The sequence below is a fragment of the Leifsonia sp. McL0618 genome (assembly GCF_049994905.1).
In the GTDB taxonomy this organism is placed as follows: Bacteria; Actinomycetota; Actinomycetes; order Actinomycetales; family Microbacteriaceae; genus Diaminobutyricibacter.
In genome coordinates this window covers 2,953,602-2,968,028 of the sequence record NZ_CP188258.1, presented here as the reverse complement: position 1 = coordinate 2,968,028, position 14,427 = coordinate 2,953,602, and the positions used below count along the sequence as shown (strand labels likewise).

The 14,427-nt window shown below is 68.5% G+C and carries 13 protein-coding genes; 8 read left to right on the top strand and 5 right to left on the bottom strand.

All coding sequences use genetic code 11. The features are described from left to right. Position 1 precedes the first annotated feature (1 nt). From ACPPVQ_RS14310 to ACPPVQ_RS14295, 4 genes are all read left to right on the top strand, one after another. Positions 2-1,273 carry an anion permease gene (locus ACPPVQ_RS14310; RefSeq protein ID WP_426515765.1) on the top strand — a complete coding sequence of 424 codons (1,272 nt, stop codon included), beginning with the start codon at positions 2-4 and terminating at the stop codon, positions 1,271-1,273. Continuing rightward, entirely contained in the window at positions 1,270-1,605 is a 336-nt protein-coding gene (locus tag ACPPVQ_RS14305; RefSeq protein WP_426515764.1) for a peptidase, read from the top strand. Before ACPPVQ_RS14310 ends, ACPPVQ_RS14305 begins: the two co-directional genes overlap by 4 nt. Positions 1,606-1,741: 136 nt before the next feature. Beyond that, positions 1,742-3,133: an aldehyde dehydrogenase family protein gene (locus tag ACPPVQ_RS14300; protein ID WP_426515763.1), complete on the top strand. Its 1,392-nt coding sequence runs from the start codon at positions 1,742-1,744 to the stop codon at positions 3,131-3,133. 190 nt (positions 3,134-3,323) lie between these two features. Then, a complete protein-coding gene (locus ACPPVQ_RS14295; RefSeq protein WP_426521278.1) occupies positions 3,324-4,760 on the top strand; it encodes an aspartate ammonia-lyase in 1,437 nt (478 codons plus the stop codon). 16 nt (positions 4,761-4,776) lie between these two features. Here the strand turns inward: ACPPVQ_RS14295 and ACPPVQ_RS14290 are convergent, their stop codons facing one another. Further along, positions 4,777-5,652 carry a fumarylacetoacetate hydrolase family protein gene (locus tag ACPPVQ_RS14290; RefSeq protein WP_426515762.1) on the bottom strand — a complete coding sequence of 292 codons (876 nt, stop codon included), beginning with the start codon at positions 5,650-5,652 and terminating at the stop codon, positions 4,777-4,779. A 65-nt stretch (positions 5,653-5,717) separates the two neighbouring features. Between ACPPVQ_RS14290 and ACPPVQ_RS14285 the strand changes: the two genes are divergently transcribed. Next, positions 5,718-6,617 (top strand): alpha/beta fold hydrolase, encoded by a 900-nt coding sequence (locus tag ACPPVQ_RS14285; RefSeq protein ID WP_426515761.1) that lies wholly within the window; start codon positions 5,718-5,720, stop codon positions 6,615-6,617. Positions 6,618-6,686: 69 nt separating this feature from the next. Here ACPPVQ_RS14285 and ACPPVQ_RS14280 read toward each other — a convergent pair whose 3' ends face one another. Both ACPPVQ_RS14280 and ACPPVQ_RS14275 read right to left on the bottom strand, forming a co-directional pair. Beyond that, positions 6,687-7,454, bottom strand: a complete 768-nt coding sequence (locus tag ACPPVQ_RS14280; RefSeq protein ID WP_426515760.1) for a glycosyltransferase — start codon at positions 7,452-7,454, stop codon at positions 6,687-6,689. A gap of 37 nt (positions 7,455-7,491) precedes the next feature. Beyond that, positions 7,492-9,000, bottom strand: a complete 1,509-nt coding sequence (locus ACPPVQ_RS14275; protein WP_426515759.1) for a DNA-3-methyladenine glycosylase 2 family protein — start codon at positions 8,998-9,000, stop codon at positions 7,492-7,494. 76 nt (positions 9,001-9,076) lie between these two features. On the opposite strand from ACPPVQ_RS14275, the gene ACPPVQ_RS14270 reads away from it, so the two are divergent. Then, positions 9,077-10,468 (top strand): FAD-binding oxidoreductase, encoded by a 1,392-nt coding sequence (locus ACPPVQ_RS14270; RefSeq protein ID WP_426515758.1) that lies wholly within the window; start codon positions 9,077-9,079, stop codon positions 10,466-10,468. Between the two features lie 42 nt (positions 10,469-10,510). On the opposite strand, the gene ACPPVQ_RS14265 is transcribed toward ACPPVQ_RS14270, so the two are convergent. After that, positions 10,511-11,761, bottom strand: a complete 1,251-nt coding sequence (locus ACPPVQ_RS14265) for an ROK family protein (RefSeq protein WP_426515757.1) — start codon at positions 11,759-11,761, stop codon at positions 10,511-10,513. Positions 11,762-11,993: 232 nt separating this feature from the next. Here ACPPVQ_RS14265 and ACPPVQ_RS14260 point away from each other — a divergent pair, with 232 nt between their 5' ends. Beyond that, positions 11,994-12,368: an FKBP-type peptidyl-prolyl cis-trans isomerase gene (locus ACPPVQ_RS14260; protein WP_426515756.1), complete on the top strand. Its 375-nt coding sequence runs from the start codon at positions 11,994-11,996 to the stop codon at positions 12,366-12,368. Positions 12,369-12,396: 28 nt separating this feature from the next. On the opposite strand, the gene ACPPVQ_RS14255 is transcribed toward ACPPVQ_RS14260, so the two are convergent. Then, complete coding sequence (locus ACPPVQ_RS14255; protein ID WP_426515755.1) at positions 12,397-12,849, bottom strand: carboxymuconolactone decarboxylase family protein; 453 nt, start codon at positions 12,847-12,849, stop codon at positions 12,397-12,399. Between the two features lie 95 nt (positions 12,850-12,944). Between ACPPVQ_RS14255 and ACPPVQ_RS14250 the strand changes: the two genes are divergently transcribed. Continuing rightward, positions 12,945-14,390, top strand: coding sequence for a PLP-dependent aminotransferase family protein (locus tag ACPPVQ_RS14250; protein WP_426515754.1), 1,446 nt, complete (start codon positions 12,945-12,947; stop codon positions 14,388-14,390). Positions 14,391-14,427 lie beyond the last annotated feature (37 nt).

Here is a 14,427-nt window from a genome sequence, read left to right as displayed (position 1 = left end):
GGTGGATCTCACCTTCATCGTCGTGCTGGTCATCGTGCTGGCGTTGTTCTTCGACTTCACAAACGGTTTCCACGACACGGCCAACGCCATGGCGACGCCGATCGCGACCGGGGCGATGCGCCCGAAGGTCGCCGTCGCCGTCGCCGCCGTGCTCAACCTCGTCGGAGCGTTCCTGTCGACGGAAGTCGCCAAGACGATCTCGGGCGGCATCATCAAAGAGGGTCCCGGCGGGGTGCAGATCACCCCCGAGCTGATCTTTGCGGGCCTGATCGGTGCGATCATCTGGAACATGGTGACCTGGCTCTTCGGCCTGCCGTCGAGCTCGAGCCATGCGCTGTTCGGCGGCCTCATCGGAGCGACGATCGTCGGCGTCGGCGTGCAGGCGGTCGATTTCGTCGTCGTGCTCGACAAGGTGATCCTGCCGGCTGTCATCGCCCCGTTCACAGCCGGGCTCGTGGCGTATGCGGCGACGAAGCTCGCCTACGCAGTCACGCGGCGGTTCGACGGCAGACCGGATGGGCGGGGCGGCTTCCGCGTCGGCCAGATCTTCTCGTCGTCGCTCGTGGCCCTTGCTCACGGCACCAATGACGCGCAGAAGACCATGGGCGTCATCACCCTCACCCTCATCTCCGCGGGGGTGCAGCCGGCCGGCAGCGGCCCGGAACTCTGGGTGATCACCGCCTGCGCGCTTGCGATCGCACTCGGCACGTACACCGGTGGCTGGCGCATCATCCGCACGCTCGGAACCGGGCTCACCGCCATCAAGCCGGCGCAAGGTTTCGCCGCCGAAACCAGTACAGCGGCGACGATCCTCGCATCGAGCCACCTCGGGTTCGCTCTGTCGACCACCCAGGTCGCGTCCGGCTCGGTGATCGGTTCCGGCCTTGGTCGCCGCGGCGCGTCTGTGCGCTGGGGGACGGCCGGCCGCATCGGGGTCGGCTGGCTGCTGACCCTGCCATCGTCTGCCATCGTCGGCGGCGTCGCGGCCTGGTTCGCGACTTTCGGTCCCGCCGGGATCTTCATCGACCTGATGCTCGGTTTCGCCGTCATCACCGCGATCTTCGTGATCTCCAACCGCAACCGCGTCGACAGCACGAACGCGGTGACCGGCGGTCCCGTCGCCGGTCCGGCCGGCGTGAGCGAGGTCGCGCGGTCGGGGGGCGTCGTGAAGATCAGGAAGGTCAAGCCGCTGAAACGGCCGAAGCCGCCCAAGCCTGGTAAACAGCCCCAGGACGCTGAAGGCGACCTGGCCCCTGAGGAGGAGCGGTCATGATCATCGACTGGGGTTCGTTCCTCTCGGTGGCGCTGGCGTCGCTCGTGTCGACCTGTGTCGTCGTCGGGCTGTACGCGCTGGCGACCCGCCTGATGGCGGCTGCAGGCCGCGCTCCGCAGGTCGACCCTGTCGAGTTCACCGACGCGATCACCGTCGTGACACCGGCAGAGGCGGCCGCCGCTGCCAAGCGGGCACGCAAGGCCGAGAAGAAGAACCCGCTGACGCCTGCGCAGAAACGCACGGCACTCGTCGGTGCCTACGCGTGCTTCACGCTCTGCTGCTTCGCTGTGCTCTACGGCATCTACCTGATCGTCCCCTACTTCCACCAATAGCGTCACCGGCCACCAGTAGCGTCACCGGCCACCAGTAGCGTCACCGGCCACCGGTAGACAGAATGGCCGCTGGAGGCGCCTTCACACGCCACTCCGTCTGTCGGGTTCGACGCCCGCCCGGATCTAGGATTGGTGCATGACCCACGGCGAGATCGCCGGCACTGTAGCCGGCCTCCGTTCGACGTTCGAGGCCGGGACGACCAAATCCCTCGCCTGGCGTGTCGACCAGTTGAAAGCACTCCGGCGCATGCTCGTCGAGCGTGGAAGCGACTTCGAGGCAGCGCTGCTGAGCGACCTCGCCAAGAACCCCACCGAGGCTCAGCTTGCCGAGATCGGCTTCGTCGTCGGCGAGATCGACCACACGCTGAAGCACCTGCGGTCCTGGCTGCGGCCACGCTCCGTGCGGGTACCCGGCGCTGTGATGCCGGCCCGCGCATCCATCGTCCGCGAGCCGCTCGGCGTCGTCCTCGTGATCGCGCCATGGAACTACCCGGTGCAACTGCTGCTCGCGCCGGTCGTCGGTGCCATCGCGGCCGGCAACGCCGTCGTGATGAAGCCGAGCGAACTCGCTCCCGCGACCTCCGCGGCCATCGCCCGGCTGGTGCCGCTCTACCTCGACCAGCGCGCCGTCGCCGTCGTCGAGGGCGCGGTCGATGAGACCACCGAACTGCTCGCACAGCGATTCGACCACATCTTCTTCACCGGTAACAGCCGTGTCGGTCGTATCGTCATGGCTGCCGCCGTCGCAAACCTGACACCCGTCACCCTCGAACTGGGCGGCAAGTCACCGGTGTATGTCGACGACACCGTCGACATCGATGCCGCCGCCAGGCGCATCGCCTGGGGCAAGTTCATGAACGCAGGCCAGACGTGTGTCGCCCCCGACTACCTGCTGGCCACCGCCGATGTCGCCCGCAGGCTGGAGCCCGCGCTCATCGCTGCGACCCGTGATCTGTACGGCGACGACCCGGAAGCCAGTCCGGACTACGGTCGCATCGTCAACGAGCAGCACCTGGAACGGCTGACCGGCCTGCTCAGCTCCGGTCGCACGGTCGTCGGTGGGGCCTCCGACACCGGATCCCTCTACCTGGCACCGACCGTGCTCGCAGACGTTCCGCGCGATGCGCCGATCATGCAGGACGAGATCTTCGGCCCGGTCCTCCCGATCGTCACGGTCAGCGGGCCGGATGACGCCATCCGCCACATCACCGCGGGGGAGAAGCCCCTCGCCCTCTACGTGTTCAGCGAGAACGACAAGGTGCGTCGGCGCTTCCTCACCGAGACGAGCTCAGGCGCGATCGGGTTCGGCATCCCTGCCGCGCACCTCATCGTGCCCGGCCTGCCGTTCGGCGGCGTGGGCGAAAGTGGCACGGGCGGCTACCACGGCGATCACTCGATGCGCACGTTCAGCCACGAGAAGGCCGTACTCAGCAAGCCTCTGAAGCCCGACACCATCAAGCTGATCTCACCCCCGTACACGACCGGAAAAGACCGGTTCATCCGGGGGTTGCTCAGGAAGCTCGGCTGACACCTTGTCCCGAGGTTCGCGCGCTAAAGTCGACACGTCGACAGCCACAAGCACGCCGACGACGAAACACAATGCCACCGCACAACGACAGGCAATGGAGCCACCAGTGAATACCCCCAGCAGTACCGCAACACGCACCAGCCCGATCCCCGTCATCGACGCCTCAGAGAACGTGTCAGACGTTCCGACCCTGGCTGCCGAGCACGGGCCCGTCCGCATCGAAAGCGATTCGCTCGGTCCCCGGGAGGTCCCCGCCGACGCCTACTGGGGCGTCCACACCTCACGGGCCCTCGAGAACTTCCAGATCGCCAAGCGGCCCATCTCGGTCTACCCCGACCTCATCGTCGCCCTCGCGAGCGTCAAGCAGGCGGCCGCTCGCGCCAACCTCGAAATCGGTGTGCTCGACCCACACAAGGCCGACCTCATCGACCGCGCCTGCCAGCTCATCATCGACGGGCGCTACCACGACCAATTCGTCGTCGGTGTGATGCAGGGCGGCGCGGGCACATCCACGAACATGAACGCCAACGAGGTCATCGCGAACATCGGGCTCGAGCTCGACGGTCATGCCAAGGGCGAATACCAGTTCCTGCACCCGATCGACGACGTCAACCGCAGCCAGAGCACGAACGACACGTACCCGACGGCGATCAAGATCGCCCTCACGTTCGCGCTCTCCCACCTGCTCGACGAACTTGCCCTGCTGCGCGACTCGTTCGCTCGCAAGGGCGAAGAGTTCCGGCACGTGCTGAAGGTCGGCCGCACCCAGCTGCAGGACGCGGTGCCGATGACCCTCGGCCAGGAGTTCCACGGCTTCGCGACGACACTGACCGAAGACCACGCGCGCCTGACCGAGACCAAGTGGCTCCTCGCCGAGATCAACCTCGGGGCGACTGCGATCGGCACCGGCATCACGGCCGACCCGGGCTACGCCGCGGCAGCGTGCCGTCACCTCAGCGAGATCACGGGACTCAACCTCGAGACCGCTCCCGACCTGATCGAATCGACGAGTGACGCGGGAGCGTTCATGTCGTTCAGCGGCTCGCTCAAGCGGTCTGCGATCAAACTGTCGAAGATCTGCAACGACCTCCGGCTGCTTTCGAGCGGCCCCCAGGCCGGACTCGGCGAGATCAACCTCCCTCCGCGCCAGGCAGGTTCCAGCATCATGCCCGGCAAGGTCAACCCGGTCATCCCCGAGGTCGTCAACCAGATCGCCTTCTCGGTCGCCGGTGCGGATGTGACCGTCACCATGGCAGCGGAGGGCGGCCAGCTGCAGCTGAACGCTTTCGAGCCCGTGATCGCGCACTCGCTGCTGCAGAGCATCACGTGGATGACGCAGGGCTTCCACACCTTGCGCGTCAACTGCATCGACGGGATCACCGCCAACGAGGAACGCCTGGGTGCGATGGTCGGCTCGTCCGTCGTCGTGATCACGGCATTGATGCCGCACATCGGCTACTCGGCGGCCGCGGCTCTCGCGAAGACGGCGCTCCTGACCGGCGGAAACGTGGCGGACCTCGTGGTCGAGGCCAACCTGATGAGCCGCGAAGAAGTGACCAAGCTCCTCTCGCCCGCACGCCTCAGCGGACTCGAAGCGATCACCACAGCGATCCCGGTCATCACGTAGCCGGACTCGGCAGGGCTCAGGTCACGCGGCAGTACGTCGTGAGGTAGCCGATCCCGCCGATCGAGACCGTCACGGTCGACTTGTCGCGCAGAAAGACCGGAGGGGTGCGGGAGTAACCCGCGCCCCCCGGGCTTCCCGTGGAGATCAGGGTGCCCGGCTGCACGGTCGCCGAGCGGGACAGGAAAGCGATGATCTCGGCGACGCTGCGCACCATGTCGGCCGTTGACGCATCCTGCAGGATGGTTCCGTCGACGTTCGTCGTCAGCCACAGGTCCTGCGGGTCGGCGATCTCGTCGGCCGTGACGACGACGGGGCCGTTCGGCGTGAACCCGTCGAACGACTTGCAGCGCGACCATTGGGCCTCGGAGAACTGCAGGTCGCGCGCGGTGATGTCGTTGACGACGGTGTAGCCGTAGACGTAGTCGAGGGCGTCGCGCACGTGCACGTCGCGCGCGGGCTTGCCGATGATCACACCCAGCTCGGCCTCGTAATCGACCTGGGTGGTCAGGTCCTCCGGCCACGAGGTCGTCCCCTCGTGCCCGGCGAGCGAGTTGGGCCAGAGGGAGAAGACGGTCGCGGCCTTCTCGCTCCGCAGCTTCAGCTCGGAGGCGTGCGCGGCGTAGTTGGCGCCGATCGCGATCACCTGTGGTGGGCGCAGGACCGCGGATGCGTGCCGCAGATCGCGGACAGGCTCGAGCTCTGTGCGGTTCGCGATCGCATTGTCGACGACAGCACGCACGTGGGCGAGTCCTTCGTCACCGCGTTCGATGAGCGTCTGCAGGTCGCCCGGAGCGTCATCCATCACCTCGTCGAGAAAGAGGGCGCCGTCACCGATGACGGCGGCCAGGCGTGGATGGCGATCTGTTGCGGTGCTGAGGTGCGAGAATCTCACGGTCCAAGGCTATCGGGCAGTCTCGGCTGCGGGAAAACGTCGGCCGAAACAGCTAGCGTTGGTGTGTGTCCATCGGTGAAAGGCAGCCCGGGCTCGCGGGCGGAGGCGACGAGGCGGAGCGTCTTGATGCCGCGCTGCCTGAGATCGACTGGTCGATCGCCCCGGTCGGCGCGGTCTTCTCCACCTTCGTGGCTCCGAGCGGCGAACTCGCCACGTTCTCGCTCGGCAACCCCAGCGATCCGCGCGTTGTGCTGATCCCCGGGGTGACCGGGTCGAAAGAGGACTTCTACCTGCTCGCGCCGATCCTTGCCGCCGGCGGCTATTTCGTGCAGAGTTACGATCTCGCCGGTCAGTACGAGTCGGCAGACGCGGGTCCCGTTCGCGGCGGCCATTACACGTATGAACTCCTGGTCGCCGACGTGATCGCGTTCCTGCGGTCCGGGCCTCCGGCGCACGTTCTCGGGTATTCGTTCGCGGGCATCCTCAGCCAGATGGCGCTGGTGGAGCATCCGCACCTCTTCCGCAGCCTGACGCTGCTGACCACTCCACCCGAGCCCGGCCAGGCGTTCCGCGGCGTACGCACGATCGGCTGGCTCAGCCGGTTCCTGTCCGGTAAGCAGGGCGCGGGCCTGATGATCTGGGGAATCGTCACGAACAAGAACAAGGTGCCCCCGACCAGGCTGGCGTTCGTGCGCGCACGGTTCGCGCTCACACGGCGTTCGAGCGTCGACGACATCGTCGGCCTCATGAAGCAGGTGCCGGACACGCGCGCGGCCGTGGCTGCCAGCCCCATCCCGAAACTCGTCGCCACCGGAAACCACGACCTCTGGCCGACCCAGCTGCACGCGGAGTTCGCGCAGCAGATCGCAGCGACTCTCGCGGTGTACCGCACCGGGCACAGTCCGTGCGAGACGGCCCCCAACCAGCTCGGCCGCGACATGCTCGCCCTCTTCGCATCCGCCTGACCCAGTCTTCGCCGAGGGTTGTTCCCGCTGAGACGCGCTCAGAGCGTGGCCCTGTTCCCGACGGCCGCTTCAGGCGATGGCGCCGGGGAGGCCCTCTTCGGCGTGCTCCTCTTCCCAACGACGGCGAGCGGCGCGGCGGCGCCACGGCGACTCCTCAGGCAGGTGCATGCGCAACGTGGAATACGCCCAGCTGAGGCGCCGGCCGAGGCCGCGCCACGACGAGAACGGACGCGACGAGATTCCCACGGTGAGCCGTTCGTCGAGCCGCACGATCTGGTCGGGGTCGAGGTGGATGCTGAGGTCGAGGTCGTCGTGGATCTCGCGCAGGTCGCGGTGTACTCGCCCGCGCGCCCGTTGCCAGACCTCACGCCGCATGGCGAAGTTCGAGCCGAATATCGGCGGCTGGCCCATCCAGATGGACATGGACCAGAAGTAGCCCCCGATGTAGAGGGTCTGCCCGAGGCCTGCGACCAGCGGATTTCCGTCGTAGAACACGCCGGGCCCGGTGAGCACCGAGATCTCGGGCGAGTCGATGAACTCGGCTTCGATGTGCAGCAGCCAGTCCTCAGGCGGACGGGAGTCGGCGTCGAGTCTGGCGATCAGGTCTCCGGTCGCTGCGTCGTATCCGGTCGATGCGGCCGGCCAGATGCCGCGCCGGGGCTGCTCGAGCACGCGTGCGCCACCGGCCAGGGCGACTGCCGCAGTGTCGTCCGTGCTCCCGTTGTCGACGACGATGATCTCGTCGGCCGGCCGCAACTGAGCCTGAAGGTCGGCGAGGCACCGAGCGAGCATGACGGAGTCGTCCAGCGCCGGAATCACCACGGTGATCGAAGGCACGTTCGCGTCCTCCTCCGTTCCGGCTGCGTTTTCGATCCTACGCCTGGGCCGCTCGCCACAGGTGCATTCCGGCGTAGCTCCGCCACGGCGCCCAGGCCGCGCCGCGCAGGGCCAGTTCGCGCGGGTCGCGGGGCAGCCCGAGCCGGACGGCGCCCTGCCGGATGACCAGATCGCTGGTCAGGAGGATGTCCGGGCTTCCGAGCACGCGCATGGCCACGTAGCCGGCGGTCCACGGCCCGATCCCGGGCAGCGCGGTCAACCGGGCTTCGAGTTCTTCGCGGGACTCGCCGACGTCGATGACGAGGCTGCCATCGGCCAGCGCCTCGGCTGTCGCGAGGATCGTGGCGACACGCCGGACGGGCCCGCGAAGCACGTCCCGCCCTCCCTCGGCGATCTGTTGTGCGGTGGGAAAGAGCCGCGTGAACGGACCGGCGTCGATGGGCGTTCCGAGCGCATCCGTCAGCCGGGCGAGCGCCGTTCGCGCTGCGGGGACCGAGACCTGCTGCCCGATCAGCGCACGGAACAGGATCTCTTCGGCATTGATGCTTCCGGGGACGCGCCGCCCGGGCGCGGCGGCCACACTGGCAGCGAGTGCCGGGTCTGCCGCGAGTGCTTCGTCGATCGCGACGGCGTCCGCGTCGAGGTCGAGCAGCCTGCGGACGCGTGCCACGAGCGGGGCGAGGTCTGCGACGTCGGCGAGGTGTGCTTCGCAGTTCACGTGGGGACTGGCGGGCGTACCGCCCAGGGTGAGGGTGACGACAGCAGGACCGTGCGGCAGCGCGAGGGCGCGCGAGTATGTCGTCGCGTCGCCGGCCTCGGCGGTCGGCACCGCCCGGGCCGCGAGGAAGGAGAAGAGGGCGGTGCCGTCGAAGGGGGCCCGCGCAGGGAGGCGGAGTGTCAGGGATGCGGCCTGTCCGGCGTGAGGGTGGGCACGCGCCGCCCGGTCTGGCCGCCCTTTCGCCGACGCCCGGATCGCACCGGGCGTAGTGCGGTAGATGCCGGCCATGGTCTCGTTGAACTGCCGCACGCTCGTGAACCCGGCCGCGAACGCGACGTCGGTGATGGAGAGGTCGGTGCCGGCGAGCAGCAGCCGCGCGGTCTGGGCTCTGTGCGCACGCGCGAGGGCGAGCGGACCGGCACCGAGTTCGCTGGTCAGCACGCGTCCGAGGTGCCGCGGTGTGTAGCCGAGGCGGCGTGCGAGCCCCGGCACGCCTTCGCGTTCGACGGTACCGTCGGCGATGAGGCGCATCGCGCGGGCGGCCAGGTCGTCGCGGATGTTCCATTCGGGGGAGCCCGGCACGGCGTCGGGCAGGCACCGTTTGCACGCGCGCAGCCCCGCCTCGTGGGCCGCAGCCGCGGTCAGGTAGAAGGTGACGTTCCCCGGCTTCGGCGTCGCCGCCGGGCAGCTGGGCCTGCAGTAGATGCCGGTGGTGTGAACGCCGGTGATGAATTGTCCGTCGAACCGCGCATCCCTCGACGACATCGCACGGTAGCGTTCCGCGAAGACGGGGTCGGCCAGTGACGTTTGCGGGGCGGACGAATTCATGACTACAGCCTGACACCTGCCACCGACGTGTGGTAGCGGAAATCGGACGTGACGCGGTCGAGCTAGTCTGGCACGCATGGATGCGATGACCTGGCTTGCAGCGGCGCTCGGCACGGAGGCGATCTCCGCCGGCGTCCTCAGCACAGATCCGGCCGAGCTGGATGCGCTGCGCACCGACCGGTCGGGCTGGGTCTCGCCGGGGCGCCCACTCGCCCTGGTGAAGGCGCGCTCCGTGGCCGACGTGCAGGCGACGATGCTGGCGGCCAGCGAGTTCCGCATCCCGGTCGTCCCGCGCGGTGCGGGAACGGGTCTTGCGGGCGGTGCGAACGGTACCGACGGCGCGATCGTGCTGAGCGTGGCCGGAATGGACCGCATCCTCGAAATCAGCCCGGAAGACGAGCTCGCCGTCGTCGAACCGGGGGTGATCAACGCCGACCTGAATGCAGCCCTCCGTCCGTACGGACTGTGGTTCGCGCCAGACCCCGCGAGCAAGGCGATCTCATCGGTCGGCGGCAACATCGCCACGAATGCCGGCGGCCTTCTCTGTGCGAAGTACGGCGTCACGCGTGAAGCCGTGCTCGGACTCTCGATCGTCCTCCCCGACGGGCGGCTGATCCGCACCGGCCATCGCACGGTGAAGGGCGTGACCGGCTTCGACCTGACCGCGCTGTTCGTCGGCTCGGAGGGCACCCTGGGCGTGATCGTGGATGCGACCGTCCGCGCGCTTCCGCTGCCGGTCGGGGGTGTCACGACGGTCGGCGCCTTGTTCCCGGATGTCGGCCAGGCCGCCGCCGCCTCGGCCCGCGTCACCGCATCCCGTCTCCGCCCCGCCGTGATGGAGCTGCTCGACGGGCCGTCCCTCGAACGCATCGCAGCCCATCTGGGCACCGAGACCATCGAAGCGGCGATGGGAACGTCCGGGGGAGCGGCGTTCCTGCTGGTGCAGTTCGACGGGCTCGCGTCGGCGACGGATGCCGCGGCGGCATCCGAGCTGATCCGCGCCTCGGGAGGCAGCGTCCGGGTCTCGACGGATGCGGCAGAAGGCGAACGGATGCTGGCCATCCGTCGCGCGTTCCACCCTGCGCTGGAGGCGTCAGGGAATGTGCTGATCGAGGATGTCTCCGTTCCCCGCTCCCGGATGCCGGAGATGTTCGCGGCGATCCGGGCGATCGGCGAGAAATACGGCGTGGCCATCCCGACTGTCGCGCACGCAGGCGACGGTAACCTGCACCCCAACTTCGTCTACGACGGCGACGACGTGCCCGACCGCGTCTGGGATGCCGCCGGCGAACTCTTCCGCACGGCGATCGAGCTCGGCGGAACCCTGACCGGCGAGCACGGCGTTGGGCTGCTGAAACGCCGGTGGCTGGCGGATGAGCTGGGCGCCGACGCCTACGAGCTGCAGGTGAAGGTGAAGTCGGTCTTCGATCCGCTCGGCATCATGAACCCGGGCAAGGTCTTCGGCTGACCTGCACCGGCGACCTTCCCGAACTACGGCGACCTTCCCGAACTACAGTGAGGGAACGAGAGCCAGCGGATCGGCGAGCAGGTCGTCACGAAGCTGCCAGAAGGCGCCCGCGAGCGCCGCGTCGGCGCCGAGCGAGCCGGCCACCACGCGCGGAGGGCGCGCCGTCCCGGGGTCGCTCAGGGAAGGGTCGGCCGCCAGGTGAAGGCGGGGGGTGGCCGCTTCGGCGATCAGATCGGCGAGCCCGGCCCAGTATCCGCCCAGAACGACGACTTCCGGGTCGACGGCCATGCGAAGGATCGCGATCGCGCGCGCGATCCAGTCCGCCGCCTCGGTGAATGTGGCCACGGCATCCGGATCGCGTGCGCGCACCCGGGCGACGAATTCGTCGAGGGCCGCGGTCAGTCCTTCCGAAGCCAGGAGAGGGCCGAGGCCGGCACGGGCGAGCACGACATCGGGTCCGGCGACGGTGACGAGGCATCCCCGCTGGCCGCACTGGCACGGCGTGCCGTCATAGTCGATCGCGATGTGGCCGACCGCGCCGGCGATCGCGTTGGCGCCGTCGACCACGTGGCCGCCGGAGATGATCGCCCCGCCGATCCCGCTGTTGCTCTTGAGGTAGAGCAGGTCGCCGACGTCGGCGAGCAGACGGCGTTCGGCGAGGGCGGCGAGTGGCGCATCCGCCGCGAGCGTCGCCGTGGCGGGAAACCCGGACACCCGCGCAGCCAGGCCGGCCAGAACATCCACCCTGCCCCAGCCGAGGTCGGTGTCCGCGACGACGACGCGGGGATGGCCGCCGACCGGCGCGAACACGATTACCGTAAGGCCCGCGATCCGGCGACCAGAAGCGGCGATTCGGTCGAACGCCGAGACGAGGAGGGACGCGGCAAGGTCGAGGATCGCGTCGGGATCGCCCATCGGCCGCCCATGGTGGGCCGCGGTGCGGTCGAGCGCCGTCCCGGCGAGGTCGTGGACGACGACGGTGACCTGGTCGGCGTCGATCTGCACGGCGACCAGTGCGACGCCGTCGGCGGCGATGCCGATGAGGGTCTTGGGCCGGCCGGAGCGTTCACCGGGCACGATCACCGACTCCGCAACCAGTCCGCCGTCGGCGAGTGCGCCGACCAGCGCGGTGATGGCGCCGCGGGTGAGGCCGGTCGCGGTCGCGAGATCACTGCGGGCACTCGGGCCGCCCTCGGCCAGGGTACGCATCACCAGGGCGAGGTTGTGGGTGCGCACATCGCTGCTGACCAGGCTGCCCGCGGCAAGGCGGGGGGCGGCGGATGCGGTGCTCACCCCGTAAGAATCTCACACGTCTCGAGGAGCTCAGAAAGACCCCTGGTCGTTAAAAAGACTCATCGCCCGGTGGTGCGGCGATGCCTGCGACTCTCCCGAACGATGAGTTGACCTGTGACCAGACTGCCGTGCGGCCCCGTCGATTGCAAGAGCGGATTTCGGACATCCGGCCCGGATACGCGACAAGCGGACAGCTTTGACGTGGCGCAGCGCCGCACGGTTGGATGGACGCATGACTGATTCGAAGCATGAGAAGCCCGAGATCGACGCACCCGACGGCCCCGCGCCAGACGCACTGGAGATCGTCGACATCATCGTAGGAGACGGCCCGGAGGCCACGCCCGGCGCGAAGGTCGACGTGCACTACCTCGGCGTGGAGTACGACTCCGGCGAAGAGTTCGACTCGTCCTGGAGTCGGGGCCAGTCGATCAACTTTCCGCTGAACAACCTGATTCGCGGCTGGCAGGAGGGCATCCCTGGCATGAAGGTCGGCGGTCGCCGCAAGCTGACCGTTCCGCCGCAGCTCGCATACGGCGCAGCGGGTGGTGGCCACCCGCTCAGTGGCAAGACGCTCATCTTCGTGATCGACCTGCTCGGCGTCAGCTGAAAGCGCAGCGTCAGCTGAGCGGGGAGCGTCAGCTGAGCTGAGGCTCGAGCTCCGGGGGGAGCATCCTCGTCGAGATGGCGATGCGGTTCCAGACGTTGATCGTGCTGATGGCGAGCACGAGGTCTGCGAGGCCGCGATCGCCGAATTCTGCCAGTGCGCGGTCCCACAGGAAGTCGGGGACGCCGCCCTGGATGCGGGTGATCTCCTCGGTGAGCTCGAGTGCGATCTTCTCCCGCTCGCTGAACCATTCGGATTCGCGCCACGTGATCACGGAGAAGATCTTGCGCAGCGGCACGCCGGCCGCCTGCAGGTCGACCGAGTGCATGTCGACGCAGAACGTGCATCCGTTCAGCTGTGATGCACGCAGGTTGACGAGGTCGCGCAGCGGGTTCTCGACGTTCTGGCCTGCGTAGCCGTCGAGGTTGATGACCTTGCGGTAACCCTCTGGTGTGATGCTGGAGATGTCGATTCGTTCTGTCATGCCTTCAAAGCTAATTCGACAAGTGGTCCATTGTAAGATCCAATTCATGCGGTTCCGATTGGGCCAATGCGGGCGGTGATGCGGGAGGCGGCGCGATGGATGTGCACGTGCGGATCGAAGGCAGGGGCGACCGTTCCGAGCGCATCTACCGGGAGCTGCGCGAGGCCATCCACGACGGACGGCTGCGCCGCGGAGAGCGGCTACCCCCGTCGCGTGACCTGGCCGCACAGCTGACCGTCTCGCGCAATACGGTCGCCGTCGCCTACGAACGGCTCACGGCAGAGGGGTACCTCGTCAGCCGTGTCGGCTCCGGAACCTTCGTGGCTGCCCCGTCGCCGACACCGCAGGCGAGAGACCGGCGCCACGCACCGACCTCGTCGGCCGTGCGTCCGCGCGCACTCTGGGGTGGCCTCCCCGACCCGCTCTGGACCGAGCCGAGGCCTGTCGCGTACGACTTCAGCGTCGGAACGCCCGACCCCGCTCTCTTCCCGCTCGAACAGTGGCGCCGTTTCGTCGCCGGCGAACTGCGACAGGGAATCCTCGATTCCGCCGGCTACGGCGACCCGGCGGGGCTCGCCCGGCTGCGCGGCGCAATCGCCCGGCACATCGGCATCGCACGCTCGGTGGATGCCGCGGCCGACGACGTACTCGTCACGAGCGGCGCCCAGCAAGCCTTCGACCTGATCGGCCGCGTGCTCATCGAACCCGGCGACGTCGTGATCGTGGAGGAGCCGGGCTATCCTCCCGTCCGACAACTGTTCGAGACCCTCGGCGCCCGTGTGGTCGGCGTCCCGGTCGACGACGATGGAATGGTCGTGGATGCCCTCCCCGCGAAGGCGAGGCTCGTCTACATCACGCCGTCGCACCAGTTCCCCCTCGGCGCGGTGCTGTCGTTCGATCGGCGAATCGCCCTCCTGGAGTGGGCGCGACACAGTGGCGCGGCCATCATCGAAGACGACTACGACACCGAGTACCGGTTCGCAGACCGCCCGCTCGACCCTCTCCAGAGTCTCGACCGCGACGGCCGGGTGATCTACGTCGGCACCTTCTCGAAGACGATGCTTCCCTCCCTGCGTCTCGGGTTCCTCGTCGCACCCGAGCCGCTGCGTGCTGCGCTTCGGAGCGCGAAACGCCTGACCGACTGGTCGGCCGACTACCTGACCCAGGCGGCGATGGCGCGGTTCATCGACGGCGGGCATTTCGCGCGCCATGTGCGCCGGGCGACGAAGGAGTACGGCGCGAGGCAGCGGCAGGTGATCATCGACGTGCAGGCCGAGTTCGGCGACGCCTTTCGCGTCGTGCCGTCGATTGCCGGGCTGCACCTGTGCATCGTGCCATCCGGTGCATCCTTCGATGCCGACCGTGTCGCGACGCTCGCGGCGTCCGTCGGTGTGGCCGTGCAATCCCTCGCCCGGTTCTGTGCGGAGGAGCCGACGCGTCCGGGGCTCATCCTCGGGTTCGGAGGTGTCGCGCCCGGCGACGTTCGCGATGGCCTGCACCTGCTGTCCGGGGCTGTCGCGCGTGCAGCGACCGAGACCTGACCCGGCCCTGTTCGTGCACCCGAACGCGGGCGTAAGG